Annotated in this window: 22 protein-coding genes and 4 tRNA genes; 5 read left to right on the top strand and 21 right to left on the bottom strand. The window is 62.0% G+C overall.

What is annotated here, in order from left to right:
* Positions 1–44: 44 nt before the first annotated feature.
* From fusA to CKO35_RS14105, 16 genes are all read right to left on the bottom strand, one after another.
* Complete coding sequence (gene fusA / locus CKO35_RS14180) at positions 45–2,144, bottom strand: elongation factor G (RefSeq protein ID WP_200176784.1); 2,100 nt, start codon at positions 2,142–2,144, stop codon at positions 45–47.
* 42 nt (positions 2,145–2,186) lie between these two features.
* Positions 2,187–2,654, bottom strand: a complete 468-nt coding sequence (rpsG, locus tag CKO35_RS14175; RefSeq protein ID WP_090202982.1) for a 30S ribosomal protein S7 — start codon at positions 2,652–2,654, stop codon at positions 2,187–2,189.
* A gap of 20 nt (positions 2,655–2,674) precedes the next feature.
* A complete protein-coding gene (rpsL, locus tag CKO35_RS14170; protein WP_008933192.1) occupies positions 2,675–3,052 on the bottom strand; it encodes a 30S ribosomal protein S12 in 378 nt (125 codons plus the stop codon).
* 132 nt (positions 3,053–3,184) lie between these two features.
* A complete protein-coding gene (gene rpoC / locus CKO35_RS14165; RefSeq protein ID WP_200176783.1) occupies positions 3,185–7,411 on the bottom strand; it encodes a DNA-directed RNA polymerase subunit beta' in 4,227 nt (1,408 codons plus the stop codon).
* A gap of 87 nt (positions 7,412–7,498) precedes the next feature.
* A complete protein-coding gene (gene rpoB, locus CKO35_RS14160; protein WP_200176782.1) occupies positions 7,499–11,581 on the bottom strand; it encodes a DNA-directed RNA polymerase subunit beta in 4,083 nt (1,360 codons plus the stop codon).
* A gap of 141 nt (positions 11,582–11,722) precedes the next feature.
* Complete coding sequence (rplL, locus tag CKO35_RS14155) at positions 11,723–12,100, bottom strand: 50S ribosomal protein L7/L12 (protein WP_008933195.1); 378 nt, start codon at positions 12,098–12,100, stop codon at positions 11,723–11,725.
* A 48-nt stretch (positions 12,101–12,148) separates the two neighbouring features.
* Positions 12,149–12,673 carry a 50S ribosomal protein L10 gene (gene rplJ / locus CKO35_RS14150; protein WP_200176802.1) on the bottom strand — a complete coding sequence of 175 codons (525 nt, stop codon included), beginning with the start codon at positions 12,671–12,673 and terminating at the stop codon, positions 12,149–12,151.
* 285 nt (positions 12,674–12,958) lie between these two features.
* Positions 12,959–13,654 carry a 50S ribosomal protein L1 gene (gene rplA / locus CKO35_RS14145; RefSeq protein ID WP_200176781.1) on the bottom strand — a complete coding sequence of 232 codons (696 nt, stop codon included), beginning with the start codon at positions 13,652–13,654 and terminating at the stop codon, positions 12,959–12,961.
* A gap of 1 nt (position 13,655) precedes the next feature.
* A complete protein-coding gene (rplK, locus tag CKO35_RS14140; RefSeq protein ID WP_200176780.1) occupies positions 13,656–14,087 on the bottom strand; it encodes a 50S ribosomal protein L11 in 432 nt (143 codons plus the stop codon).
* 107 nt (positions 14,088–14,194) lie between these two features.
* Entirely contained in the window at positions 14,195–14,728 is a 534-nt protein-coding gene (gene nusG, locus CKO35_RS14135) for a transcription termination/antitermination protein NusG (RefSeq protein WP_200176779.1), read from the bottom strand.
* Between the two features lie 17 nt (positions 14,729–14,745).
* Positions 14,746–15,114, bottom strand: a complete 369-nt coding sequence (gene secE / locus CKO35_RS14130; RefSeq protein WP_200176778.1) for a preprotein translocase subunit SecE — start codon at positions 15,112–15,114, stop codon at positions 14,746–14,748.
* A gap of 45 nt (positions 15,115–15,159) precedes the next feature.
* Positions 15,160–15,235: transfer RNA gene (locus CKO35_RS14125), tRNA-Trp, on the bottom strand.
* 130 nt (positions 15,236–15,365) lie between these two features.
* Positions 15,366–16,556, bottom strand: coding sequence for an elongation factor Tu (gene tuf / locus CKO35_RS14120; RefSeq protein WP_200176777.1), 1,191 nt, complete (start codon positions 16,554–16,556; stop codon positions 15,366–15,368).
* Positions 16,557–16,602: 46 nt separating this feature from the next.
* Positions 16,603–16,678 (bottom strand) — tRNA-Thr (locus CKO35_RS14115).
* Between the two features lie 21 nt (positions 16,679–16,699).
* A tRNA-Gly gene (locus CKO35_RS14110) sits at positions 16,700–16,773 on the bottom strand.
* 166 nt (positions 16,774–16,939) lie between these two features.
* Positions 16,940–17,024 (bottom strand) — tRNA-Tyr (locus CKO35_RS14105).
* Positions 17,025–17,343: 319 nt separating this feature from the next.
* Between CKO35_RS14105 and CKO35_RS14100 the strand changes: the two genes are divergently transcribed.
* Both CKO35_RS14100 and galE read left to right on the top strand, forming a co-directional pair.
* Positions 17,344–18,681, top strand: a complete 1,338-nt coding sequence (locus tag CKO35_RS14100) for a UDP-glucose dehydrogenase family protein (protein WP_200176776.1) — start codon at positions 17,344–17,346, stop codon at positions 18,679–18,681.
* A gap of 148 nt (positions 18,682–18,829) precedes the next feature.
* A complete protein-coding gene (gene galE / locus CKO35_RS14095; protein ID WP_200176775.1) occupies positions 18,830–19,813 on the top strand; it encodes a UDP-glucose 4-epimerase GalE in 984 nt (327 codons plus the stop codon).
* 30 nt (positions 19,814–19,843) lie between these two features.
* On the opposite strand, the gene CKO35_RS14090 is transcribed toward galE, so the two are convergent.
* The 4 genes from CKO35_RS14090 to CKO35_RS14075 are packed head-to-tail and all read right to left on the bottom strand — an operon-like array spanning position 19,844 to position 22,884.
* Complete coding sequence (locus CKO35_RS14090) at positions 19,844–20,932, bottom strand: nucleotidyltransferase domain-containing protein (protein ID WP_200176774.1); 1,089 nt, start codon at positions 20,930–20,932, stop codon at positions 19,844–19,846.
* Positions 20,919–21,821 (bottom strand): HprK-related kinase A, encoded by a 903-nt coding sequence (locus CKO35_RS14085; RefSeq protein WP_200176773.1) that lies wholly within the window; start codon positions 21,819–21,821, stop codon positions 20,919–20,921. Before CKO35_RS14085 ends, CKO35_RS14090 begins: the two co-directional genes overlap by 14 nt.
* Before the next feature lie 23 nt (positions 21,822–21,844).
* Positions 21,845–22,102 carry an HPr-rel-A system PqqD family peptide chaperone gene (locus CKO35_RS14080; protein WP_200176772.1) on the bottom strand — a complete coding sequence of 86 codons (258 nt, stop codon included), beginning with the start codon at positions 22,100–22,102 and terminating at the stop codon, positions 21,845–21,847.
* 53 nt (positions 22,103–22,155) lie between these two features.
* Positions 22,156–22,884: a hypothetical protein gene (locus CKO35_RS14075; RefSeq protein ID WP_200176771.1), complete on the bottom strand. Its 729-nt coding sequence runs from the start codon at positions 22,882–22,884 to the stop codon at positions 22,156–22,158.
* A gap of 341 nt (positions 22,885–23,225) precedes the next feature.
* On the opposite strand from CKO35_RS14075, the gene CKO35_RS14070 reads away from it, so the two are divergent.
* Positions 23,226–23,447 carry a hypothetical protein gene (locus tag CKO35_RS14070; RefSeq protein WP_207143791.1) on the top strand — a complete coding sequence of 74 codons (222 nt, stop codon included), beginning with the start codon at positions 23,226–23,228 and terminating at the stop codon, positions 23,445–23,447.
* A gap of 112 nt (positions 23,448–23,559) precedes the next feature.
* Positions 23,560–23,760, top strand: coding sequence for a hypothetical protein (locus CKO35_RS14065; RefSeq protein WP_200176769.1), 201 nt, complete (start codon positions 23,560–23,562; stop codon positions 23,758–23,760).
* Positions 23,761–23,947: 187 nt separating this feature from the next.
* Here CKO35_RS14065 and CKO35_RS14060 read toward each other — a convergent pair whose 3' ends face one another.
* Positions 23,948–24,679, bottom strand: a complete 732-nt coding sequence (locus CKO35_RS14060) for a S1C family serine protease (protein WP_200176768.1) — start codon at positions 24,677–24,679, stop codon at positions 23,948–23,950.
* A 155-nt stretch (positions 24,680–24,834) separates the two neighbouring features.
* Between CKO35_RS14060 and CKO35_RS14055 the strand changes: the two genes are divergently transcribed.
* A complete protein-coding gene (locus CKO35_RS14055) occupies positions 24,835–26,442 on the top strand; it encodes an acyl-CoA ligase (AMP-forming), exosortase A system-associated (protein WP_200176801.1) in 1,608 nt (535 codons plus the stop codon).
* Positions 26,443–26,460 lie beyond the last annotated feature (18 nt).

Here is a 26,460-nt window from a genome sequence, read left to right as displayed (position 1 = left end):
CCCCTTCAATATTCGAATCTGGTGACGTCCGATCAGGCCGATCTTCAGGACGACTTCTTGATGACCGCTTCAGCCACGCTGGCCGGCGCTTCCGCGTACTTGGCAAATTCCATGGAGTACACGGCGCGACCCTGAGTGGCGGAACGCAGGTCGGTGGAGTAACCGAACATCTCGGCCAGCGGCACTTCGGCGCGAACGATCTTGCCCGCCGGGGCATCGTCCATACCCTGCACCAGACCGCGACGACGGTTCAGGTCACCCATCACGTCGCCCATGTATTCTTCCGGCGTCACCACTTCCACCTTCATGATGGGCTCCAGCAGAACGGCACCCGCCTTGGCGGCGCCTTCCTTGAAGCCGATGGAACCGGCGATCTTGAATGCGGCTTCCGAGGAGTCCACGTCGTGGTAGGAACCGTCGAACAGGGTGACCTTCACGTCCACCACCGGGAAGCCGGCGATGACACCGTTCTTGATCTGTTCCTGCACGCCCTTGTCCACGGCGGGGATGTATTCCTTGGGCACCACACCGCCGACAATACCGTTGACGAACTCATAACCGGCACCGGCCTCCAGAGGCTCGATGCGCAGCCAGACGTGACCGTACTGACCACGACCACCGGACTGGCGCACGAACTTGCCTTCCTGCTCCACCGTCTTGCGGATGGTTTCGCGGTAAGCCACCTGGGGCTTGCCCACGTTGGCCTCCACCTTGAACTCGCGACGCATGCGGTCGACGATGATGTCCAGGTGCAGCTCGCCCATGCCGGAGATAATGGTCTGGCCGGACTCCTCGTCGGTACGCACCTGGAAGGAAGGATCTTCCTGGGCCAGCTTTGACAGGGCCACACCCATCTTTTCCTGGTCACCCTTGGTCTTGGGCTCCACGGCCACGGAGATCACCGGCTCGGGGAACTCCATGCGTTCCAGGGTAATGATGTTGTTCAGATCGCACAGGGTATCGCCGGTGCCGACATCCTTCAGGCCCACCGCAGCAGCGATGTCGCCGGCGCGCACTTCCTTGATCTCTTCGCGGGAGTTGGCGTGCATCTGCACGATACGGCCGACGCGCTCCTTCTTGCCCTTGACCGGGTTGTAGACGCTGTCACCGGACTGCACCACACCGGAATAGACGCGGAAGAAGGTCAGCGTACCGACAAACGGGTCGGTGGCGATCTTGAACGCCAGCGCGGCAAAAGGCTCATCATCGGTGGAATGACGCACGCCTTCGCTTTCGGCCGCATCATCCAGGATACCCTTGATGGCCAGCACGTCGGTGGGGGCCGGCATGAACTCGATCACCGCGTCCAGCATGCGCTGCACACCCTTGTTCTTGAAGGCGGTACCGCACAGGGCGGGAATGACTTCGTTACGCAGGGTACGGGCACGCAGGCCCTGCTTGATCTCATCGATGCTCAGCTCGCCGCCTTCCAGGTACTTCTCCATCAGCTCCTCGGAGCCCTCGGCTGCAGCCTCCACCATGTGATCGCGCCATTCCTGGCAGAGATCCACCAGCTCGGCGGGGATTTCTTTTGCCTCGAAGGTCATACCCTGAGAAGCGTCATCCCAGTAGATGGCCTTCATGGTCAGCAGATCCACCACACCAATAAAGGTATCTTCGGCACCGATGGGCATCACGATAGGCACGGGATTGGCGGCCAAGCGATCGCGGATCTGCCCGATCACGCGCAGGAAGTTGGCGCCGGGGCGGTCCATCTTATTGACAAACGCCATCCGCGGGACCTGATACTTGTTGGCCTGGCGCCACACGGTCTCGGACTGAGGCTCAACGCCACCCACGGCGCAGAACACGGCACAGGCACCGTCCAGCACGCGCAGGGAACGCTCCACCTCAATGGTGAAGTCCACGTGTCCGGGCGTATCGATGATATTGATGCGATGCTCGGGGAACTGCTTGTCCATGCCGGACCAGAAGCAGGTGGTCGCAGCAGAAGTGATGGTGATGCCGCGCTCCTGCTCCTGCTCCATCCAGTCCATGGTGGCAGCGCCGTCATGCACCTCACCGAGCTTGTGGGAGACGCCGGTATAGAACAGGATACGCTCCGTCGTGGTCGTCTTGCCGGCGTCGATGTGCGCCATGATACCGATATTCCGGTAGCGCTCGATGGGTGTTTTGCGTGCCACTTGTATTACCTCGAAAAGTCTTGTTTCTGACCGCCGGTTGCCTTACCAGCGGTAATGCGAGAAGGCCTTGTTGGCATCCGCCATGCGATGGGTGTCTTCACGCTTCTTCACGGCGGCACCCTTGCTTTCAGCGGCATCCATCAGCTCGCCTGCCAGCTTCAGGGCCATGGACTTCTCGCCGCGCTTGCGGGAGGCGTCCACGATCCAGCGCATGGCCAGCGCATTCTGACGCACGGCGCGCACCTCTACAGGCACCTGATAGGTGGCACCACCCACGCGACGGGACTTCACCTCGACGCGGGGACGTACGTTTTCCAGGGCCTGCTCCAGCACCTGGATACCGTCGCCCTTCTTGGATTCAATCTGGGTCAGGGCGCCGTACAGCACGCGCTCCGCAACGGACTTCTTGCCATCGCGCATCACGGTATTGATGAATTTGGCGAGCAGCTCACTCCCGTACTTGGGATCGGGAAGGATGGTGCGCTTGGGAGCTTCAGATCTTCTGGACATGGTCTTATCTCAACGAGCCCTTAGGCCTTCTTGGGACGCTTGGCGCCGTACTTGGAGCGAGCCTGCTTACGGTTCTGTACACCCTGGGTATCCAGGCTGCCACGAACCGTGTGATAGCGCACACCCGGCAAATCCTTGACACGACCACCACGAATGAGCACCACCGAGTGTTCCTGAAGGTTGTGACCTTCACCACCGATGTAGCTGGAGACCTCGTAACCGTTCGTCAGGCGCACACGAGCGACCTTACGCAGCGCGGAGTTCGGCTTCTTCGGCGTGGTGGTATAGACACGTGTACACACGCCACGCTTCTGCGGGCAGGCCTCCAGGGCCGGCACGTTGCTCTTTTCCGTCGGGCGCTTGCGCGGCTTGCGCACTAACTGGTTAATTGTTGCCATGAAAGCGTTTCTCCTAGCCCAAAAACAACGACAGGCCGGACCTACCGGCCTGTCGAGGGTGCGATATGTTAGGCAGAGGGCCCGTCAGTGTCAAGACATGACGGCCCTTCTCACCACCAAAAGACTGCTGCATCATTCCTCGGCGGCCGCGGCGCCATCCGAATCCCCGTTGGATTCGGGTGTCACCGGGGCCTGGGACGGAGCGGAAGCCGCTTCCGGCACGGCCAGGGTCAACCCCTCGCTGTGTCGGCGACGACGGCGCTCCTTGTGGTACGCCAGCCCGGAACCCGCCGGGATCAGGCGACCCACGATCACGTTCTCCTTCAGGCCGCGCAGGTCGTCCCGGGCACCGCGCACGGCGGACTCGGTGAGCACCCTCGTGGTTTCCTGGAAGGAAGCCGCTGAGATGAAGGATTCCGTGACCAGCGAGGCCTTGGTGATGCCCAGCAGCACCCGATCATACAGGGGATGCTGCTTGTCCGGTCCCAGCATGTCCATCTCTTCCACCACCCGGGCACGATCCACCTGCTCCCCGTTGAGGAAGCGGCTGTCTCCCGGATAGGTGATTTCCACCTTGCGCAGCATCTGGCGAATGATCACCTCGATGTGCTTGTCGTTGATCTTCACGCCCTGCAGACGATAAACGTCCTGGATCTCCTTGACCATGTATTCGGCCAGGGCAGTGACGCCCAGCAACCGCAGGATGTCATGGGGGTTGGGTTCGCCGTCGGCGATCACTTCCCCGCGCTCCACATGCTCACCTTCGAACACGTTCACCTGGCGCCACTTGGGAATCAGTTCCTCGTGGGTCTCGCCGCTCTTGTCATCGGTGATGATCAGACGCTGCTTGCCCTTGGTGTCCTTGCCGAAGCTGACCGTACCGGAACGCTCAGCCAGGATGGCGGGTTCCTTCGGCTTTCTGGCCTCGAACAGATCGGCCACCCGAGGCAAACCACCGGTGATGTCACGGGTCTTGGAAGACTCCTGCGGGATACGGGCGATAACGTCACCCACTTCCACCGTGGCACCGTCCTCCAGGTTCACGATCGCGCCGCTCTGCAGCACGTAGTTAGCCGGAATCTCGGTCCCCGCCAGGCACAGGTCCTGACCATTGGGCCCCACCAGCTTCACCATGGGGCGCATGTCCTTGCCGATGGATCCACGGGACTTGGGATCGATGACCACGGTGGAGGTCAAGCCGGTGATGTCGTCCACCTGCTTGTTCACCGTCACGCCGTCGTGGAAGTCCTGGGTACGAATGGTACCGGCCACCTCGGTGATGATCGGGTGGGTGTGGGGATCCCAGGTCGCCACTTCCTTGCCAGCTTCCACGGCTTCGCCATCGGCCACCAGAATGACCGCACCATAAGGCAGCTTGTAGCGCTCGCGCTCACGGCCGGCTTCGTCGATGACGCCGATTTCACCGGAACGGGAAACCGCCACCAGGTTGCCGTGCTTGTTGGTCACCGTCTTGATGTTGTGCAGACGGATGGAGCCCTTGCCCTTGACGGAAATGCTGCTGGCAGCCGCGGTACGGCTGGCGGCACCCCCGATGTGGAAGGTACGCATGGTGAGCTGGGTCCCCGGCTCACCGATGGACTGGGCGGCGATGACGCCCACCGCCTCACCGATGTTCACCCGGTGACCACGGGCCAGGTCACGACCGTAGCACTTGGCACAGATGCCGTGACGGGTCTGGCAGGTGATGGCGGAACGCACCACCACTTCGTCCACGCCGGCGGCTTCCATGGCGTCCACGGCGTCCTCATCCAGCAGGGTACCGCGGGGCATGATCAGGTCGCCGGCCAGTGAAAGCACATCTTCCGCCAGCACACGACCCAGCACCCGCTCACGCAGCGGCTCCACCACGTCACCACCTTCGATGATGGGCTTCATGATGATGCCCTGGTCGGTACCGCAGTCCTGCTCGGTCACCACCAGGTCCTGGGCCACGTCCACCAGACGCCGGGTCAGGTAACCGGAGTTGGCGGTCTTGAGCGCCGTATCCGCCAGACCCTTACGGGCGCCGTGGGTGGAAATGAAGTACTGCAACACGTTCAGACCTTCACGGAAGTTCGCCGTGATGGGGGTCTCGATGATGGAGCCGTCCGGCTTGGCCATCAGGCCGCGCATCCCCGCCAGCTGACGGATCTGGGCGGCGGAACCACGGGCCCCTGAGTCGGCCATCATGAAGATGGAGTTGAAGGAAGGCTGCTTGACGAGCTTGCCTTCGGCATCTTCCACCTCGTCCTTGCCCAGCTTCTCCATCATGGCCTTGGCCACCTGGTCGTTGGTATGGGACCAGATGTCCACCACCTTGTTGTAGCGTTCGCCCTTGGTCACCAGACCCGAGGAATACTGCTCCTCGATGTCCTTCACCTGGGTCTCGGCCGCCGCCAGGATGCCCATCTTCTCGTCCGGGATCACCATGTCGTTGATACCGAAGGAGACGCCACCCCGGGTGGAGTATTTGAAGCCGGTGTACATCAGCTGGTCGGCGAAGATCACCGTCTCCTTCAGACCCACCCGACGATAGCAGTGGTTGATCAGCCCGGAGATGGCCTTCTTGGTCAGATCTCGGTTGACGATTTCGAACGGCAGGCCGGGGGGCAGGATGCGGGACAGCAGGGCACGACCCACCGTGGTCTGGTAGCGGGTCAGGGTTTCCGAATGCTCGCCTTCCTCGCTCACCACCACTTCGCGGATACGCACCTGCACGCGGGCATGCAGTTCCACCACGCCGTTCTCGTAGGCGCGGTGTACCTCGTCCACGTCACTGAACATCATGCCCTCGCCCCGGGCATTGATGCGCTCGCGGGACATGTAGTACAGGCCCAGCACGATGTCCTGGGACGGCACGATGATGGGCTCGCCGTTGGCCGGGGACAGGATGTTGTTGGTGGACATCATCAGGGCGCGGGCTTCCAGCTGCGCCTCCAGGGACAGGGGCACATGCACCGCCATCTGGTCGCCGTCGAAGTCCGCGTTGAACGCGGCACAGACCAGCGGATGCAGCTGAATGGCCTTGCCTTCGATGAGCACCGGCTCAAAGGCCTGGATACCCAGACGATGCAGGGTCGGTGCCCGGTTGAGCATCACCGGATGCTCGCGGATCACCTCTTCGAGGATATCCCAGACCTCCGGCCCTTCCCTTTCCACCAGCTTCTTGGCTGCCTTGATGGTGGTGGCCAGGCCACGGCGATGCAGCTTGCCGAAGATGAAGGGCTTGAACAGTTCCAGGGCCATCTTCTTGGGCAGACCGCACTGGTGCAGGCGCAGGGTCGGACCCACCACGATCACGGAACGACCGGAGTAGTCCACGCGCTTGCCCAGCAGGTTCTGACGGAAGCGACCCTGCTTACCCTTGATCATGTCGGCCAGGGACTTGAGCGGGCGCTTGTTGGTGCCGGTGATGGCACGGCCGCGACGGCCGTTGTCCAGCAGGGCATCCACCGCCTCCTGCAGCATGCGCTTTTCGTTGCGCACGATGATATCCGGGGCATTGAGCTCCAGCAGGCGCTTGAGACGGTTGTTGCGGTTGATGACCCGGCGATACAGATCGTTCAGGTCGGAGGTGGCGAAGCGACCGCCGTCCAGGGGCACCAGGGGACGCAGATCCGGCGGCAGCACCGGCAGCACCGTGAGAATCATCCACTCGGGCTTGTTGCCGGATTCCAGGAAGGACTCGATCAGCTTCAGGCGCTTGGCCAGACGCTTGATCTTGGTGTCGGAGCTGGTCTCGCGCACCTCCGTGCGCAGGCGGTTGGCCTCCTGCTGCAGATCGATGGAGCGCAGCAGCTCGAACACGGCCTCGGCGCCCATGCGGGCATCGAACTCATCACCATGCTCCTCGATGGCGTCCAGGTATTGCTCGTCGCTCAGCAGCTGGCCCCGCTCCAGGGTGGTCATGCCCGGATCCACCACCACGAAGGCTTCAAAATACAGCACCCGCTCGATATCGCGCAGGGTCATGTCCAGCAGCAGGCCAATGCGGGACGGCAGGCTCTTGAGGAACCAGATATGGGCCACCGGACTGGCCAGTTCGATATGCCCCATGCGCTCGCGGCGCACCTTGGTCTGGGTCACTTCCACGCCGCACTTTTCGCACACCACGCCGCGGTGCTTGAGGCGCTTGTACTTGCCGCAAAGGCACTCGTAGTCCTTGATGGGACCAAAGATCTTGGCGCAGAACAGGCCATCCCGTTCCGGCTTGAAGGTACGGTAGTTGATGGTTTCCGGCTTCTTGACCTCGCCGAATGACCAGGACCGGATCATTTCAGGGGACGCCAGCGCGATCCGGATGGCATCAAATTCTTCCACCTGGCCTTGCTGCTTGAGTAGATTGAGAAGATCTTTCATCGATTCACCTCGATTGAGTCGGAGCGGACACGTCCTGATTGCCCGACGGGGCGGACGGAAGGTCCGCCCCCGTCATGTGGTCCTGGCTCAGTCCTGCTCCAGTTCGATATTGATGGCCAGCGAACGGATTTCCTTCATGAGTACGTTGAAGGACTCGGGAATATTCGCTTCCATCCGGTGATCGCCGTCGACGATGTTCTTGTACATCTTGTTGCGGCCCTGTACGTCATCCGACTTCACGGTCAACATTTCCTGCAGTGTATAGGCGGCGCCATAGGCCTCCAGGGCCCAGACTTCCATCTCCCCGAAGCGCTGGCCACCGAACTGGGCCTTGCCACCCAGCGGCTGCTGGGTGACCAGGCTGTACGGACCGGTGGAACGGGCGTGCATCTTGTCGTCCACCAGATGGTTCAGCTTCAGCATGTGCATGTAGCCCACGGTCACCGGACGATCGAAGGTCTCGCCGGTCCGACCGTCGCAGAGGAAGGTCTGGCCGGTTTCCGGCAGATCCGCCAGCTTGAGCATGTGCTTGATCTCATGCTCTTCGGCACCGTCGAACACCGGAGTGGCCATGGGCACACCGCGACGCAGGCGCCTGGCCAACTCGATGACTTCCTCGTCGGCGAGCTGGGACAGGTCTTCCTTGATGTTCTTGGGATCATGGTTGTAGACCTGATCCAGGAACCGGCGCAGCTCGTCCACCTGGGCCTTGGCATCAATCATGCGGCCGATCTTCTGGCCCAGGCCCTTGGCGGCCCACCCCAGGTGGGTCTCCAGCACCTGCCCCACGTTCATGCGCGACGGCACACCCAGGGGATTGAGCACGATATCCACGGGAGAGCCATCCTCCAGGTAAGGCATGTCTTCCATCGGTACGATCATGGAGACCACGCCCTTGTTACCGTGGCGGCCGGCCATCTTGTCACCGGGCTGCATGCGACGCTTCACGGCCAGGTAGACCTTGACCATCTTCAACACACCCGGGGCCAGATCGTCACCGGCGGTGAGCTTGGCCTTCTGCTCCTTGAAGCGCTTCTCGAAGGCGTCATGCTGCAGCTTGAGCTGATCCTGCATCAGTTCCAGCTGTTCGTTGACTTCCTCGCTGCGCATGCGGATCTCGAACCACTTCTCCCGCGGCAGTTCGCTCAGGTAGGTGCGGGTCACCTTGGCGCCGTCCTTCAGGCCGCCGGGGCCACCGGCCGCCAGCTTGCCGGAGAGCAGCTTCTCCACGCGATCGTAAATGTCGTCCTCGTAGATGCGCAGCTGGTCCTTGAGGTCCTTGCGCACCGACTCCAGGGCCATTTCCTCGATCTGCAGGGCTCGCTTGTCCTTCTCCACGCCGTCGCGGGTGAAGACACGCACGTCGATCACGGTACCCTCGATACCGGAGGAAACGCGCAGACTGGTGTCCTTCACGTCCGAGGCCTTCTCACCGAAGATGGCGCGCAGCAGCTTCTCTTCCGGGGTCAGCTGGGTTTCGCCCTTGGGCGTGACCTTGCCCACCAGGATGTCACCCGGCTTCACCTCGGCACCCACGTAAACGATACCCGACTCATCCAGCTTGGACAGCAGGCCCTCGGATACGTTGGGAATGTCGGCACTGATCTCCTCCGGCCCCAGCTTGGTGTCCCGGGCCACGCAGGTGAGCTCCTCGATGTGGATCGAGGTGAAGCGGTCTTCCTGCACCACCCGCTCGGAGATGAGGATGGAGTCCTCGAAGTTGTAGCCATTCCAGGGCATGAAGGCCACCAGCATGTTCTGGCCCAGGGCCAGTTCGCCCAGATCCGTCGAGGAACCGTCGGCGATGACATCACCGCGGGCAATGACGTCACCGACACGGACCAGCGGACGCTGGTTGATGCAGGTGTTCTGGTTGGAGCGGGTGTACTTGATGAAGTTGTAGATATCCACACCGGGTTCGCCGGCTTCGGTCTCGTCATCGTTGACACGCACCACCACGCGGGCCGCGTCCACGGAATCCACCACCCCGCCGCGACGGGCCACGATGGAGGAACCGGAGTCGATGGCCACGGTACGCTCGATGCCGGTGCCCACCACCGGGGTCTCGGCACGCAGACAGGGCACCGCCTGACGCTGCATGTTGGAACCCATGAGGGCGCGGTTGGCGTCGTCATGCTCCAGGAACGGAATCAGCGCCGCCGCCACGGAGACGATCTGCTTGGGCGAGATGTCCATGCACTGGATCTTGTCCGGGGTGGACATGGTGAATTCGTTCTGGAATCGGCAGGACACCAGTTCATCCACCAGGTTGCCGGACTCGTCCAGGGTGGCGTTCGCCTGGGCGATGACGTAGTTGCCTTCCTCGATGGCCGACAGATACAGGATCTCCTCGGTCACCTTGCCGTCCACCACCCGGCGGTACGGGGTTTCCAGGAAACCGTAGCGGTTGGTGCGAGCGTACACGGCCAGGGAGTTGATCAGACCGATGTTCGGACCTTCCGGGGTCTCGATGGGGCAGACGCGACCATAGTGGGTGGGATGCACGTCACGGACTTCGAAGCCCGCCCGCTCGCGGGTCAGACCGCCGGGACCCAGGGCGGAGATACGCCGCTTGTGGGTAACCTCCGACAGCGGGTTGTTCTGGTCCATGAACTGGGACAGCTGGCTGGAGCCGAAGAACTCCTTCACCGCCGCCGCCACCGGCTTGGCGTTGATCAGTTCCTGGGGCATCAGGCCTTCGCTCTCGGCCACGCTCAGGCGTTCCTTCACGGCCCGCTCCACGCGCACCAGACCGACGCGGAAGACGTTTTCCGCCATCTCGCCCACGCTGCGTACGCGACGGTTGCCCAGGTGGTCGATGTCGTCCACATGGCCGTTGCCGTTACGGATGTCGATCAGGACCTTGATCACGTCCAGGATGTCGTTGTTGTCCAGCACACCGGGACCGGTTTCTTCCTCGCGACCCACGCGGCGGTTGAACTTCATGCGCCCCACGGTGGAGAGGTCATACCGGTCTTCGGTGAAAAACAGATTCTGGAACAGGTTCTCTGCGGCATCCTTGGTCGGCGGCTCGCCCGGACGCATCATCCGGTAGATCTCCACCTGGGCCTCCAGCTGGGAGCGCGTGGTGTCGATGCGCAGGGTGCTGGAGATATAGGGCCCGTGATCCAGATCGTTGGTGTACAGGGTACGGAAGCTCCTGGCACCGGAGCGACGGATCTTCTCCAGCGTGTCGGGCGTGAGTTCGTCGTTGGCATTGGCCACCAGTTCGCCGCTGTCTTCATCGGCGATGGTGTGGGCCAGGATCTTGCCCACCAGGAATTCGGCCGGCACTTCCAGGGACTTCAGCTCGGCCTGCTCCATCTGGCGCACATGACGGGCGGTGATGCGGCGTCCGGACTCCACCAGCAGCTGGTCGCCCACATAGATGTCAAAGGCCGCCGTTTCGCCACGCAGGCGTTCCGGAACCAGTTCCATCTCGAAACCTTCTTTCAGGATCTTGACCGTGTTGGTCTCGAAGAAGGTTTCCAGGATCTCTTCTTCCTCCATGCCCAAGGCACGGAGCAGCACCGTCGCGGGCAGCTTGCGGCGACGGTCGATACGCACAAAGATGGCGTCCTTCGGATCAAACTCGAAGTCAAGCCAGGAGCCGCGGTAGGGAATCACGCGGGCATTGAACAGCAGCTTGCCGGAGCTGTGGGTCTTGCCCTTATCGTGATCGAAGAACACGCCGGGGGACCGGTGCAGCTGAGACACGATCACGCGCTCGGTGCCGTTGATCACGAACGTACCGTTCTCGGTCATAAGGGGCAGTTCCCCCATGTAGACTTCCTGTTCCTTGATGTCCTTGACCACACGGGAGCCCGCCGGGGCTTCCTTGTCGTAGATCACCAGGCGCAGCAGCACACGCAGCGGGGCGGCATAGGTCATCCCCCGCAACTGACATTCCTTCACATCAAATACGGGATCACCCAAGCGGTAGCTGACGTATTCCAGTTCCACGGACCCGGAATAACTCACGATCGGGAACACCGACTTGAAGGCGGCGTGCAGGCCTACCTCGTCGCGGCCCTGGCGGGGCTCGCTCATCTGCAGGAACTGACGGTAGGAATCAATCTGCGTGGCCAGCAGATAGGGGACATCGAGGATCTGGGGCCGTTTGCCGAAATCCTTGCGGATGCGCTTCTTCTCGGTGTAGCTATAAGCCATTGTGATTCCTCACACTAGAATCGACACGCCACCCTTGTGTGCGGGGTGAAGTGGAGCAAGCAGCAAGAGGCCGGCGGTGTATCACCGCCAGCCCCCGGGTGTCACGCGACCAGGTCGCGAAACAAAGACCAGACCAACGCCTTACTTGAGTTCGACGCTGGCGCCGGCTTCTTCCAGTTCCTTCTTGATCTTTTCGGCTTCGTCCTTGTTCACGCCTTCCTTCACGGTGGCGGGAGCGGATTCGACCATGTCCTTGGCTTCCTTCAGACCCAGACCGGTCAGACCGCGGATGACCTTGATCACGTTGACCTTGTTGGCGCCGAAGCTGGTCATGACGACGTCGAACTCGTCCTTGACCTCGGCAGCAGCTTCACCACCAGCGGCAGCCACGGGGGCGGCGGCCACGGCGGCAGCGGCGCTCACGCCGAACTTCTCTTCCATCGCGGAAATCAGATCAACGATTTCCAGGACGGTCATGTTGGAAATGGTTTCCAGGATTTCTTCTTTCGAAACAGCCATGGTTAACTCCTAAGAGGGTGTGATACCCGATTCGGTTCAAAAATGTACTCAGGCAGCCGCCTGTTTCTGGTCGCGAATGGCGGCCACAGTGCGAACGAACTTGCCCGGGACTTCGTTGAGGGTGCGCGCGAACTTGTCGAGCGGCGCCTTCATGACAGCCATGAGCAGGCTGATGGCCTGGTCGCGGGTCGGCATGCTGGCCAGACGATCCAGTTCGCCCGGACCCAGCAGCTGTCCACCCACGGACACCATCTTGCACTCCAGCTTCGCGTGGCTCTTGGCAAAGTCCTTGACCAGTCTTGCAGCGGCACCCGGATCTTCCTGGGAGAAGGCCAGGACCAGGGGTCCGACCATGCCTTCCTGCATGCACTGGAAATCGGTCCCCTCGACCGCACGACGGGCAAGGGAGTTCTTCACCACCCGCAGGTAGACGCCGGACTCACGCGCCAGTTTGCGCAGCTCGGTCATCTCGCCCACGGAGAGCCCGCGATATTCAGCCGCAACGGCTGAATGAGCGCTGGCGGCCACCGCAGCGACCTCAGAGACAATCGCCTTCTTGTCTTCGAGATTCAGTGCCACGGATATACCTCCTGTTTGACGTCAAGGGCTTGCGCCGATGACGCTGAGTGATAAAGCCGGGGGGCAACAAACCCCTCGACTACCTTTACGGCGTACCCTCAGCAGGAAGAACCTGAATCGGGAGACACCGTCTGCGCAGGCGGACCTGATGCTTCCATTAAGTCCCGACAACCGGGACGCCTGCGGTCTTGGACGGATACCGGCTTGCGCCGGCAGTCCCACCCAAACTAAAACACTTACACACCCCTCTCCCGCCAGCGGGAGAGGGGCTTGATGCCATTACAGCGCCAGCGAACCCTGATCCACCGGAACGCCGGGGCCCATGGTGGTGGAAACGGTCACCCGCTTCATGTACACACCCTTGGCGGCGGACGGCTTGGCCTTCATCAGGTCACCCAGCAACGCCATCAGGTTTTCTTCCAGCGCCTTGGGCTCAAAGCTCACGTTGCCGATGGTGCAGTGGATGATTCCGCCCTTGTCGGTGCGATAGCGCACCTGACCGGCCTTGGCATTCCTCACCGCGCCGGCCACGTCGGCGGCCACCGTACCCACCTTGGGATTCGGCATCAGACCGCGGGGACCCAGGATCTGGCCCAGCTGACCCACCACGCGCATGGCGTCGGGGCTGGCGATCACCACGTCAAAGTTCAGATTGCCGGCCTTCACCTCGGCGGCCAGATCATCCATGCCCACGACGTCGGCGCCGGCCTCGCGGGCGGCATCGGCATTGGCACCCTGGGTGAACACGGCCACGCGCACGGTCTTGCCGGTGCCGTTGGGCAGCACGGTGGAACCACGCACCACCTGGTCGGACTTACGCGGGTCCACACCCAGATTCACGGCCACGTCCACGGATTCACTGAACTTGGCGGAAGCCGTGTCCTTCAGCAGTTGAAGGGCCTCGGACACCGGATACATCTTGCCCGGCTCGACCTTCTCGCGGATCGCCCGCATGCGCTTGCTCAGCTTTGCCATCTCACACGCCCTCCACGTCAAGACCCATACTGCGCGCACTGCCGGCGATGGAACGCACGGCGGCATCCAGATCCGCGGCGGTCAGGTCGGGCATCTTGGTACGGGCGACTTCTTCCACCTGCTCGCGGGTCACCTTGCCCACCTTGACGGTATTGGGGGTGGCGGAGCCCTTGGGCACACCAGCGGCCTTGCGCAGCAGCACGGAAGCCGGCGGGGTCTTGGTGATGAAGGTGAAAGAACGGTCGGAATAGACAGTGATCACCACGGGAATCGGCAGGCCCGGCTCCAGATTCTGGGTCTGGGCATTGAAGGCCTTGCAGAATTCCATGATGTTCACACCGCGCTGACCCAGCGCGGGGCCGACGGGGGGACTGGGATTGGCCTTACCGGCGGCCACCTGAAGCTTGATGTAAGCTTCGATTTTCTTAGCCATGACATGAACTCCTGAGTATGGGTACTAGCGCCTTGCGGCTCCCCTGAGGAAAAGCGGCAGGACCCGGGCACCCCGGGTCCTGCCGCGATTCGATGCTTCCAGCAGACCTAGACCTTCTCGACCTGATGGAACTCCAGCTCCACGGGCGTGGAGCGGCCAAAAATCTGCACAGCCACCAGCAGGCGGTTCTTGTCGTAGTTCACCTCTTCGACGACGGCATTGAAGTCGTTGAAGGGGCCATCGGTCACCCGGACCACCTCGCCGGGCTCGAACAAGACCTTGGGACGCGGTTTCTCCGCGCCTTCCTGCATGCGCTGCAGAATGACATCCGCTTCTTTGTCGGAAATGGGCGTGGGACGATCAGCATTGGCGCCAATGAAACCCAGCACCTTGGGCACGCTCTTCACGAGGTGCCAGGTATCTTCGTCCATTTCCATCTGAACCAGGACGTAGCCGGGGAAGAATTTGCGCTCGCTCTTGCGCTTCTGCCCGTCGCGCATCTCCACCACTTCCTCGGTGGGCACGAGGATGTCCCCGAACTTGTCCTGCATGTCAAAACGGGCAACGCGCTCCTTGAGGGAGCGCTTCACCTGATTCTCGAAACCGGAATATGCATGCACGACATACCAACGCAGGGCCATCTTGACTTCCTAATTGCTCAGCGGATGAATTCGCGAATCGACCACCCCAACAGCATGTCGATCAGCCACAACATGATCGCCACAAGGATGGTCACAGCCAGGACGACCAGAGAAGTCTGCAGGGTCTCGACCCGGGTGGGCCAGACCATCTTGCGCACTTCCGTGCGTGAATCCTGGAGGAAACCCGCCAGCGCCCGGCCTTTGGCAGTGGTGAACACGATACCCACCGCCACCCCGCTGATTGCCAGCAGACCCAGGACGCGGAGGAGCGTCGACCCGTCCGAGAACCAATAAAAGCCGACGACGCCCGCCACCAGCAGCCCAACGGCTGCCAGCAGCTTGACGGTATCGAAACCGGCACCTTCTACTTCCGCTTTACCTGCCATGGGATAGAACTTGACCCGGTTGCAATCGCAACTGCCTGCGAGAGATGGCAGGCCAGGAGGGACTCGAACCCCCAACCTGCGGTTTTGGAGACCGCTGCTCTGCCAATTGAGCTACTGGCCTGTAACAACCGATACAAGCGAATCGCCTTTCGATTTAAACCCGGCGCCCGATTTCGGGCGCCGGACTCAAGCCGATGCAGCCAGACGATTGTATCGCCTCGGCGGATGATTCCGCCAGCACTTCTTACTGCTTACTCGATAATCTTGGCGACCACGCCAGCGCCGACGGTACGGCCACCTTCACGGATCGCGAAGCGCAGACCGTCTTCCATCGCGATCGGCGCGATCAGGGACACGGTCATCTTCACGTTGTCACCCGGCATCACCATCTCGATGCCTTCCGGCAGATCGCAGGAACCGGTCACGTCCGTGGTACGGAAGTAGAACTGCGGACGGTAGCCGTTGAAGAACGGGGTGTGACGACCACCCTCTTCCTTCGACAGCACGTACACTTCCGCTTCAAACTTGGTGTGCGGGGTGATGGAGCCGCTCTTGCACAGCACCTGGCCACGCTCCACTTCGTCACGCTTGGTGCCGCGCAGCAGCACGCCCACGTTGTCACCCGCCTGCCCCTGATCCAGCAGCTTGCGGAACATTTCCACGCCGGTCACGGTGGTCTTGATGGTGTCGCGGATACCCACGATGGAGACTTCGTCACCCACCTTCACGATGCCGCGCTCGATACGACCGGTCACCACAGTACCACGACCGGAGATGGAGAACACGTCTTCCACCGGCATCAGGAATGCACCGTCGATGGCACGCTCCGGCTCCGGAATATACTCGTCCAGGGCCGCAATCAGCTTGTCGATGGCCGGCATGCCGATATCGGAGGTGTCGCCTTCCAGCGCCTTGAGCGCGGAACCCACGATGATCGGGGTGTCGTCGCCAGGGAAGTCGTAGCTCGACAGCAGGTCGCGCACTTCCATTTCCACCAGCTCCAGCAGCTCGGCGTCGTCCACCATGTCGGCCTTGTTCAGGAACACGACGATGTAGGGCACACCCACCTGACGGGCCAGCAGGATGTGCTCGCGAGTCTGGGGCATCGGGCCGTCGGCCGCGGACACCACCAGGATCGCGCCGTCCATCTGCGCCGCACCGGTGATCATGTTCTTCACATAGTCGGCGTGGCCGGGGCAGTCAACGTGGGCATAGTGACGGTTGTCGGACTCATACTCCACGTGCGCGGTGGCAATGGTGATACCGCGAGCGCGCTCTTCCGGGGCGTTGTCGATCTGGTCGTAGGCACGGGCCTCACCACCAAACTTCTTCGCCTGAACCACCGTCAGCGCCGCCGTCAGCGTGGTCTTGCCATGGTCGACGTGACCAATGGTGCCCACGTTCACGTGCGGCTTCTTACGCTCGAATTTTTCCTTCGACATGGTCTAGCACCCCGGTTGAAGTTCTTGCTTTACAAAAAATATACGTTGGAGCCCATAACCGGACTTGAACCGGTGACCTCTTCCTTACCAAGGAAGTGCTCTACCGACTGAGCTATATGGGCCGGACTCTATAACTATGCTGTTGGAGCGGGTGATGGGAATCGAACCCACATCATCAGCTTGGAAGGCTGAGGTTCTACCATTGAACTACACCCGCGGAACCCCGCACTGCCGGTAGCGCCACTCAGTCGCCTTGCCGGCACCCGCCCGCTACAAACCCGAAAGACGGGACGCCAAGTAAAACACATCACCTTCCCTGACTCAGGAAGGAAACCCGGCGCCACCTCATACTGCAAAACCAGTGAACGCCGGGACCAGGAATCTGGTGGAGGGGGAAGGATTCGAACCTTCGAAGGCTGAGCCAGCAGATTTACAGTCTGCCCCCTTTGACCGCTCGGGAACCCCTCCAGGGGTGAAAGCCGGTGATTATTCGCATGAGCGGCCCCACTGTCAAGCACTAATTTCAATTAAGGCAAAATTCCCGGCCGCTCACATCGGACCACGCAATGGATTCGTCATTCCCGCGAAAGCGGGAATCCAGTCGTGGGTTGAGCGCCCATGGACTCCCGCTTTCGCGGGAGCGACGCAGTGAGCCTTTCGCGGGAATGAGGTGAATGTCTCGGGGAATCGGCGCAGGAAGGGGAGCGTTTCCTTAATGAAGTCATCACAGGCCTTTGCTACGATGCCCGATTGACTCAAAGATCCACATCAGGGGAATCGCACGATCATGAAGGTCACCATATACGGCTCCGGCTACGTAGGACTGGTCACGGGCGCCTGCCTGGCGGAAGTGGGCAACCATGTCCTGTGCGTGGACATCGACCCCGACAAGATCGAACGCCTCAAGCGCGGCGAGATCCCCATCTACGAGCCCGGCCTGGATGATCTTGTAGCCGAAAACGCCGCCGCCGGGCGCCTCGCTTTCACCCTGGACCCGACGGAAGGGGTCAGGCACGGGCTGTTTCAGTTCATCGCGGTTGGCACCCCACCCGACGAAGACGGTTCAGCCGACCTGAGCCACGTACTGGCCGTGGCCCGCGCCATCGCCGACAACATGAGCGAGTACCGCATCGTGGTGAACAAGTCCACCGTCCCCGTGGGCACCGCCGACAAGGTCAAGGCGGCCATCACCGACACCCTGGCCCAGCGTGGTTCCCAGGTGGACTTCGATGTGGTCTCCAACCCGGAATTCCTCAAGGAAGGGGCTGCCATCGACGACTTCATGAAGCCTGACCGCATCATCGTCGGCACCGACAACCCGCGCACCGCCGAACTCATGCGTGCCCTCTATGCCCCCTTCAACCGCAATCATGATCGGGTCATGGCCATGGACATCCGCTCGGCGGAACTGACCAAATACGCCGCCAACGCCATGCTGGCCACCAAGATCAGCTTCATGAACGAACTGGCCAACCTGGCGGAAAAACTGGGCGCCGACATCGAGCATGTGCGCCAGGGCATCGGCTCCGACCCGCGCATCGGCTACCACTTCATCTATCCCGGTTGCGGCTACGGCGGTTCCTGCTTCCCCAAGGACGTGAAGGCCCTGGAACGCACCGCCCGCCAGGTGGGTTTCAAGGCCCAGCTGCTGGCCGCCGTGGAGGACGTGAATGAGCGCCAGAAAGAACGTCTGTTCGACAAAATCCGCACCCACTTCGACGGCGACCTCAAGGGCCGCACCATCGCCCTGTGGGGCCTTTCCTTCAAACCCAACACGGATGACATGCGCGAGGCCTCCAGCCGCACCCTGATGGAAGCACTGTGGGATGCCGGCGTCCACGTCCGCGCCCACGACCCGGTGGCCATGGAGGAATGCGCTCGCATCTACGGTGAGCGCCCGGACCTGGCCCTGTGCGAAGACCATGAGGAGGCCCTGACAGGCGCCGATGCACTGGCCATCGTCACCGAATGGAACGTCTTTCGCAGCCCGGACTTCGATTTGATCCGCAGGCAGCTCAAGACCCCGACCATCTTTGACGGTCGCAACCTCTACGAGCCACGGCACCTGGAAGACATGGGGTTTGCCTATTACGCCATCGGCCGGGGCCGGTCCATCCAGGCCTGATGACCCCTTTCGCGGCCAGGGGTCGCTCCCACGCAAGACGAGCAAGCCCAGTGGGAGCCGGCCTCGCCGGCGAGTGGCAACACATCAACAGGCACAAAACCCTTCGCGGCCAGGAGCCGCTCCCACATGAAGGATCACAGGGATTGCCATGTCAAACAGCCCCATTCTCGTCACCGGCGGCGCCGGCTATATCGGCAGCCACACCGCCCTGATGCTGGCCGAGGCCGGTGAACGCGTCATCGTCCTGGACAACCTCTCCACCGGCTTCGCGGACGCCGTCAACCAGGACACACTGATCATCGGCGACATCGGCGACAAGCCCCTGGTCAGTCGCATCCTGCACGAGCATGACATCGACACTGTCATGCACTTCGCCGCCCACACCATCGTCCCGGAATCCGTCGCCGATCCGCTCAAGTACTACGGCAACAACACCTGCGGCACCCGCACCCTGCTGGAATGCTGCGCCCGGGCCGGCGTCAAGCATTTTGTCTTCTCCTCCACCGCCGCCGTCTACGGCATCCCCCACGACGGCATCGCCCGGGAAGACAGCCCTACCGCCCCCATCAACCCCTACGGCACCTCCAAGCTCATGAGCGAATGGATGCTCAGGGATCTCTCCGCCGCCGGCGAAATGCGCCATGTCATCCTGCGCTACTTCAATGTCGCCGGCTCCGACCCGCAAGGTCGCATCGGCCAGTCCACCGCAAAGGCCACCCTGCTGGTCAAGGTGGCCTGCGAAGCCGCCGTGGGCAAGCGCGCCCATGTCTCCATCTTCGGTACCGACTACCCTACCCCCGACGGTACCGGCGTGCGCGACTACATCCACGTCAGCGATCTGGCGGCCGCCCACCTCAAGGCCCTGGAACACCTCCGCGCCGGAGGCGAATCGGACACCTTCAATGTGGGCTACGGCCACGGCCTGAGCGTCAGGGAAGTGCTGGATGCGGTGGAGCGCCTGAACGGCAAGCCGCTGGACATCCGGGAAGAACCGCGCCGCCCCGGCGACCCGCCCAGCCTGGTGGCCGCGGCGGACCGAATCCGCGCCACATTGGGCTGGACCCCGCGACACGACGACCTGGCGTTCATCGTTCGCACCTCGCTGGAGTGGGAACGGGCGCCGCGCTACTAGGAAGAAACAGGCCCGGCGATGAACCGGGCTTCAGGACTGCCGAACAAAGGCCTTCCTGCCCAGATGCATCACCAGCAAATGAGGGGGCATTTTCTGCCAGTGCCCCCGAATGATCAGCAGCCACTCACTCAAACGCCGAGGGACACCCCGATCCAGGGTGTCCGAAGGGGACAGGGACATCCTCAACCCCCAGTCCAGCACCGCCCCCCCGAACCCCACCGGATAACGGCGCCGCGCCAGATCCAGCACATCTCCCGGGACAGGCGTACCCACCAGACGATCCAGGTAATGCAGCGCCATGAACAGGGGACGCTCCAGCCCGATCTCGGCCGCCCGCAGCAGCAGGCGCCGCCAGTCCTCGTCGCCCGAAAAACCCCGGATCATCCCGTCCAGATCCAACAGATCCCGGAGCCCGCCGGCCATCTCGCCCTCGGAAAAGAACAGATGCGTCGCGCTGTGCAGCACCCGGTCCTCCGGCGCCAGCACCCTGAAGAAACAGCCGTCGAGGGTCATCGCGGCATCCATCAGCAAGTCCGGACGGGTCTTCAGACGGGCCGTGGGCGGCAGGATCGAATGATGGACGTCAAGGGTCGTGCCGCGACGGATATGCTGCATCGGCGGCAATTCATGCATCCACTCACGGTAATAACGCTGATCGTAGTCATCATGATGGCTGTTCACCCAGCCCTTGAGCATCAGCGCCGCCTCCACCCGAGGCAACGCCTCCGGCGCCACCATGATGTCGATATCACCAAACAGGCGCCCTCCGGCAAACGCCAGACCGGCCACATGGTAGGCCGCGCCCTTGAGCAGAATGACCGGCACATCCAGCCCGGACAGCGCCTCCTCGATACAGGACAGCTCCCACCCCAGCTCCTCTGCCTGGGTATTCACCCGGGCAATGGCCCATTCCAGATGCTGACGAGGACCGATGGGCACGGACGCCAGTAATCCGCACGCCTCAAGCCCCACCGCCAACCGGCCAAGTAATCGACTCAGGCGGGCCTGCCTGATCAATACGTCCCACTGGCCGGGAGAAAGGGTCCCCAGGGATACGGGATCCAGCACCCCGGACACGAGCAGCCCCCTTGCCGAACCACGCGCGTCAGGCAGCGGCATGGATGTCCTCCACCAGCCGCATACCCTCATCCAGACTACCGTAGCCGATTTCGTGGCACCCGCAACGCTCCACAAGATCCGCCAACGCTTCAAAACCTTGCCGACGCAGGGCTGAAAAATTGAAGGCGCTCTCCATCAGCAGTGCAAACGCGGCACCCTGCCCCACCCCGCGATGCACGGGCCGGGCACCACGGGTGAATTTCGGAAAGATCACCGCCACCGGGGCGGCCGGACGCCGCACGGCCAGCACGCTCTCCCGGGGCGGGCGCATGAGCGCCACCGAACCCTTCACGGTGTCCCGCACCGTCCCACTGAACGCATCCTCCCCCGTCAGCCTCTTGACCAGGTCGATGGAGTCATTCTTCAGACTGATCGGGCGCGCCAACCCTTCGATGCTGAGTGCATCCAGGGCCAGCGGCGCCAGCTCATCCGACAGCAACCGCCAACCGTGATGCACCAACCCTGCCACCAGGGTGCTCTTGCCGGAACCCGGCGGCGCGGGAATCAACAGAGCCTTGCCGTCCTTTTCCACCACGGCGGCATGCAGAATCAGGCAATCCTTCACGGCGTCATGCACGCACCAGTTAAGCCCCCATTCCAGCAACGGAAAGGCCTGCGCATGGGGCAAGGGGAAGAAAGACGAACTGCCGTCCACATGGAATTCAAGCTGCCTGCCGAACCATCGCCGCAGATTACGGGGCGGCCTCACCTCCACATGGAAGTCGGCGAACCCTTCCAGGCTCACCGGGTGATGCCGATACATCCGATGGACTTCATCGGCCAGGTGTTCAACGGGGGAACTCAGGCGAAAGGAAAAGCGCCCGAAATGGATAATGGCACCGGCACCGGCTACCAGCGCTCTGAAGTCACGGGCGGGGATGGCACCCACCTCAACCAACGGGAGGGAGGCCTCTATGCCGTCCGCTCCACCAACTGCATCCCCTCCAGGGTGGACATGACCTGATACAACGCTTCCTGGGTTTTGCATTGGAGATCTTCGGATCCGGAAGTTTCGGTGTCGGGGGCGCAAGACCGCAACAATGCCATGAAATCGCCGCGCCCGGCCGCCAGATGCTCCAGCACCTCACCGTGAAAACGGGACAGCACAAAGACATCACCCGAACCCTGGTGAAAAACGGCCACGCCATCATCCAGGGTTCGAACGATCACGCCTGCAGGATGCAATTGCCAAGCGATACCGTCTGTGTGATCAATCTCCAAGGTCAATCCGGAGAGCTGTCCGAGACGTCGAAAAACTCGTCGGCATCATCAATCCAGACAGTCCTTTCGTAGGTTGATTCGAGATATTCCTTCACGCGGGCCTTATCCCAGGATACCCCGGGCCTGACCATATACACGCCCGCCCCATCAAGCTCATGCCACATCGATACCACATGACGTGGACTTAAAGGATACGTGCCTGGCCATGTCGTGGCATTCATATAAGCTGCCACAAATGCACGAGCAAGATTATCCGGATCACGAAACGACTGCTTCTTGTGCTGATGCCTGGATACAACATCGCCGAGCGTCAAGGCACTGATCCTTAAATCCGCATCACGAACATCCTCCACAACCTGAAAATGATTTGCGGAGACGAACACATCGGTGAACAGTCTGCCCAACTCAGAGGAAGACGCCCCCTGAACCTTAGCGGCATTCCCCCAATATCCGGGTGATTTCCCACAGAGCAAGTTTTCCCGATCCCCCTTGCGACCACTGGCCTTCAGCGAATCAAACCCGGAGGGCGTATCGGCGACACAGGCCCACGCCCCCAAGGCCGGCCTGTTGACCAAGGCGAAGAGGACAGAGGTTGAGCCGGCAGCCAGAGCAAATCGTCTCCGACTGGACTGTACCCCCTGAGAGCATGAGATTCCCGAAACCTCGCCGTCAGAAGGAAGCAAAGTGCGGGAACGCTCATCACCAGTGTTGGGCATGTTTTTGTCAGCCATCACAACCAGCCTCGCAATAGGTAGGAATTCATGGCAGCAAGGCAAACAAGACGCTTCAGCCGGAAGCTACCGGGAAGGAGCAATCCCCCTCTCACTCGGACCGGCAGCATTCAGAACAACGACAACTGCGCAAGCTTACCAGAAACCTGTCCGGGCGCAGCCAGGATATGGCGTCAACCCCTGCAACAAAATTAAGCAAAAATAAAGCCAACCCGATCAAGCCCCGGAATCGCGGGGATATTGTGTGCAATGTAACGTGACAACACTCACAAAATCAACCTGACTTTGTAAACCAAGCCGACATATGAATTGACGATAAACAACCGACAACACCAGCGTCCATGATCATGCCTACTCAAATCATAGCGGCTGACAACGACATCATCATCGGCCGTGGCGAAAAAGCATTCACTTACATCCGGCATGTAAAAAAAACCGACAAAACAGCAACACCTCACACCTACGATACCCTGCCAACCGAAATGCCTGTTTCAACTCATGTCGTACCATTGAAAACAACCCACCGGGGTCAATGCAAATCAGACTCCATGATGGCCACATGAGAGCAGCAAAACCCGCTTGATGCGGAAGCCCCGTCGAACCGCAAAATGCCGGCTGCTTGCTAGACTCTGGAGATGAAACCACCGCACCAACTCAACCCAACAGGACCGGAACATGGAAAAAATCCTGGACTTTGCCGGCACCCTCATTGCCCTGCTGGGCATTGCCACCTGTCTTGCCAGCACCGGGACCTGGCTGATGGGTGATTACTACCTTCTCGGACTGGAGTTGATCGTCATTCTCACCGGCGGCATCGGCCTGCTGGTGACCGCCATTCTGTTCAAGGTGCAGGTGCTGGTCATGCGATCGTTCTAAACCCACCCCGTCGCTCCCGAGCCTGCCTCATCACGTTAGCGCCTACCCCGTCACTCCCGCGAAAGCGGGAGCCCAGGACGGATGCTCCAACCGCGACTGGATTCCCGCTTTCGCGGGAATGACGTGGAAGAATCAGATGGGTCCCGACATGGATACCTGGATGCCCTCCGGCACCGGAATGCCCCATTCAAGGCGTCAGATCCACCTGCCGCAACAGATCCCGGATGTAATTCCCGGGGATGGCATAGCTGATACCGCTGGGCCGATCCAGCGCCCGCTCCCGCCCCTCCTTCACAAACACCATGTTCAACACCCCCACCACCTCGCCGGTCGCGGGCCGGTACAGGGGGCTGCCGCTGTTGCCGGGGTAGGCCGTGGCATCCAGCTGAAACACCGCATAGGGATCACGCAGACGCCGGATCACCCGGGGGTCCAGCTGCTGGGTGGAATGCATGGGCATGGCAACCGGCGTGATGGCGGAAACAATCCCCACATGAGTGGCCGGCACCAGCCCCAGCATGGCGCCGATGGGAAAGCCGGTAAGCGCCACCGTCTCGCCTTCCCGCAGGCGGTCGGAGTTGCCCAGGCGCAATGTGGGCAGAGGCGCCCCCTCGATCTTCAACAACACCAGATCCCGTAACGGATCGGAAGCCACTCGCTCCGCCCGGCGCATCTCGCCGGAATCTCCGGACCCGGGGACGAAGACCGCCAGATGCTCCCGATTGGCTGTATCAATGGTCAAGGGAATCACATGGTCATTGGTGATCACATGGCGCCCGTCAGCCACCGCAAATCCCGTCCCCAGCAGATTTGCCCGGGGCGAGCCGGTAGGCTGAAAGGTGCCCACCCCCACCACGGAGGGCTTGATCCGGGCGATGGTATCGGCCAGCTCCGATGCCGCCGCCGACAGAGACATCATTAGCAGGAGGGCCAGGATCCACCCACCAAGAGGTCGAGAACGCGGGGATGAGCGATGATTCGTCGACAGGTTTTTCACAGCGGCCGCTCCATGATTGCGCTTGGCTTTGATTATAGACCTCCTGCAGAATGCCTGAAAAACAGCGCGAGGCCCCCATGGACAGCACCTACCTCCTGCACCATCTTCCCTTCGCCGCCGGCGAACGAACCCCGGAAGCCCCCGCCCTCACCCATGGTGACACCACCCGGACCTACGGGCACACCACCCAGGCCATCCGGGACTTTGCCGCCGCACTGGCCTCCATCGGCCTCACACGCGGCGAACGGGTGGCCGTCTACCTGGAAAAACGCCTGGAAACCGTCACCGGCATCTTCGGCACCAGCGCGGCGGGGGGCGTCTTCGTGCCGGTGAACCCGATTCTCAAGCCCGACCAGGTGGCCTACATCCTGCGCAACTGCAACGTGCGCATCCTGATCACCTCTCCCGCCCGCCTCGGCGGCCTGCTGGAAGCCTTGGCGGACTGCCACGACCTGCGCCACATCATCCTGACCGAAGCCCCCGACAGCATGCCCGACCTGCCCGGCATCGCCCTCCATGGCTGGCCCGAACCGGGCGGCCATGCCGACTACCGGGAGCCGCGCATCATCGACACCGACATGGCCGCCATCCTCTACACTTCCGGCAGCACCGGCGGCCCGAAGGGGGTGGTCCTGTCCCATCGCAACATAGTCATGGGCGCCAGAAGCGTGGCCCAATACCTGGAAAACCACTCCGACGACACCCTGCTGGCCGCCCTGCCCCTGTCCTTCGACGCGGGATTTTCCCAGCTCACCACCGCCTTCCATGCCGGCGCCCGAGTGGTCCTGCTCAACTATCTGCTGCCCCGGGACATACTCAAGGCTCTGGTCCGGGAACGGGTGACCGGCCTGACCGCCGTACCGCCCCTGTGGATTCAGCTCACCCAGCAGGACTGGCCCGAGGGCATCGACGAACACCTGCGCTACATCGCCAACACCGGCGGGCGCATGCCCCTGGCCACCCTGCGTCGACTGCGGGATACCCTGCCCCGCACACGACCCTATTTAATGTATGGCCTCACCGAAGCCTTCCGCGCCACCTACCTGCCGCCGGAAGAGGTGGATCGACGCCCCGACTCCATCGGCAAGGCCATCCCCAATGCCGAAGTCCTGGTCCTGCGGGAAGACGGCAGCCCTTGCGCCCCCAACGAACCGGGAGAACTGGTCCAACGGGGCGCCCTGGTGGCCCAGGGCTACTGGAACGATCCGGACAAGACCGCCCGCCACTTCAGGCCCCTGCCCGCCCTGGCCCCGGGCCGCGAGCCCGGTCTGGTCCTGCCCGAGATCGCCGTCTTCTCCGGCGACACGGTGCGATACGACGAAGACGGCTACCTCTACTTCATCGGCCGTCGGGACGAGATGATCAAGACCTCGGGCTACCGGGTCAGTCCCACGGAAGTGGAAGAAATCCTCTACGCCACCCGGCTGGTAGGCGAATGCGTGGCCTTCGGCATCCCCGACGACACCCTGGGCCAGATCATCGCCGTCATCGCCACGCCGCCGACGGCGGACGCGCCCCTGGACGTAAACGCCCTGCTGGCCCAATGCAAGGCCCGCATGCCCGCCTACATGGTCCCGGCCCGCATCCACGCCCATGACGGCCCCCTCCCCCGCAACCCCAACGGCAAGCTGGACCGCAAGGCGCTGGCCGGCGCATGGTCTACGAAGGCATCGGACAACAGATGAACAAACCCGCCCCCACCC

It is taken from the genome of Ectothiorhodospira shaposhnikovii, assembly GCF_016584105.1.
GTDB classification, from domain to species: Bacteria; Pseudomonadota; Gammaproteobacteria; order Ectothiorhodospirales; family Ectothiorhodospiraceae; genus Ectothiorhodospira; species Ectothiorhodospira shaposhnikovii.
Note: the sequence above shows the minus strand (reverse complement) of the source record. Positions and strands in the feature narration are given on the sequence as shown.

What these genes read in the sequence shown, in the direction of transcription:
- rpsG (WP_090202982.1), bottom strand. Translation starts at nt 2,654, where the DNA reads ATGTCCAGAAGATCTGAAGCTCCCAAGCGCACCATCCTTCCCGATCCC.
- rpsL (WP_008933192.1), bottom strand. Translation starts at nt 3,052, where the DNA reads ATGGCAACAATTAACCAGTTAGTGCGCAAGCCGCGCAAGCGCCCGACG.
- rpoC (WP_200176783.1), bottom strand. Translation starts at nt 7,411, where the DNA reads ATGAAAGATCTTCTCAATCTACTCAAGCAGCAAGGCCAGGTGGAAGAA.
- rpoB (WP_200176782.1), bottom strand. Translation starts at nt 11,581, where the DNA reads ATGGCTTATAGCTACACCGAGAAGAAGCGCATCCGCAAGGATTTCGGC.
- rplL (WP_008933195.1), bottom strand. Translation starts at nt 12,100, where the DNA reads ATGGCTGTTTCGAAAGAAGAAATCCTGGAAACCATTTCCAACATGACC.
- rplA (WP_200176781.1), bottom strand. Translation starts at nt 13,654, where the DNA reads ATGGCAAAGCTGAGCAAGCGCATGCGGGCGATCCGCGAGAAGGTCGAG.
- rplK (WP_200176780.1), bottom strand. Translation starts at nt 14,087, where the DNA reads ATGGCTAAGAAAATCGAAGCTTACATCAAGCTTCAGGTGGCCGCCGGT.
- nusG (WP_200176779.1), bottom strand. Translation starts at nt 14,728, where the DNA reads ATGGCCCTGCGTTGGTATGTCGTGCATGCATATTCCGGTTTCGAGAAT.
- secE (WP_200176778.1), bottom strand. Translation starts at nt 15,114, where the DNA reads ATGGCAGGTAAAGCGGAAGTAGAAGGTGCCGGTTTCGATACCGTCAAG.
- tuf (WP_200176777.1), bottom strand. Translation starts at nt 16,556, where the DNA reads ATGTCGAAGGAAAAATTCGAGCGTAAGAAGCCGCACGTGAACGTGGGC.
- CKO35_RS14100 (WP_200176776.1), top strand. Translation starts at nt 17,344, where the DNA reads ATGAAGGTCACCATATACGGCTCCGGCTACGTAGGACTGGTCACGGGC.
- galE (WP_200176775.1), top strand. Translation starts at nt 18,830, where the DNA reads ATGTCAAACAGCCCCATTCTCGTCACCGGCGGCGCCGGCTATATCGGC.
- CKO35_RS14090 (WP_200176774.1), bottom strand. Translation starts at nt 20,932, where the DNA reads ATGCCGCTGCCTGACGCGCGTGGTTCGGCAAGGGGGCTGCTCGTGTCC.
- CKO35_RS14075 (WP_200176771.1), bottom strand. Translation starts at nt 22,884, where the DNA reads ATGGCTGACAAAAACATGCCCAACACTGGTGATGAGCGTTCCCGCACT.
- CKO35_RS14070 (WP_207143791.1), top strand. Translation starts at nt 23,226, where the DNA reads ATGATCATGCCTACTCAAATCATAGCGGCTGACAACGACATCATCATC.
- CKO35_RS14065 (WP_200176769.1), top strand. Translation starts at nt 23,560, where the DNA reads ATGGAAAAAATCCTGGACTTTGCCGGCACCCTCATTGCCCTGCTGGGC.
- CKO35_RS14060 (WP_200176768.1), bottom strand. Translation starts at nt 24,679, where the DNA reads ATGATGTCTCTGTCGGCGGCGGCATCGGAGCTGGCCGATACCATCGCC.
- CKO35_RS14055 (WP_200176801.1), top strand. Translation starts at nt 24,835, where the DNA reads ATGGACAGCACCTACCTCCTGCACCATCTTCCCTTCGCCGCCGGCGAA.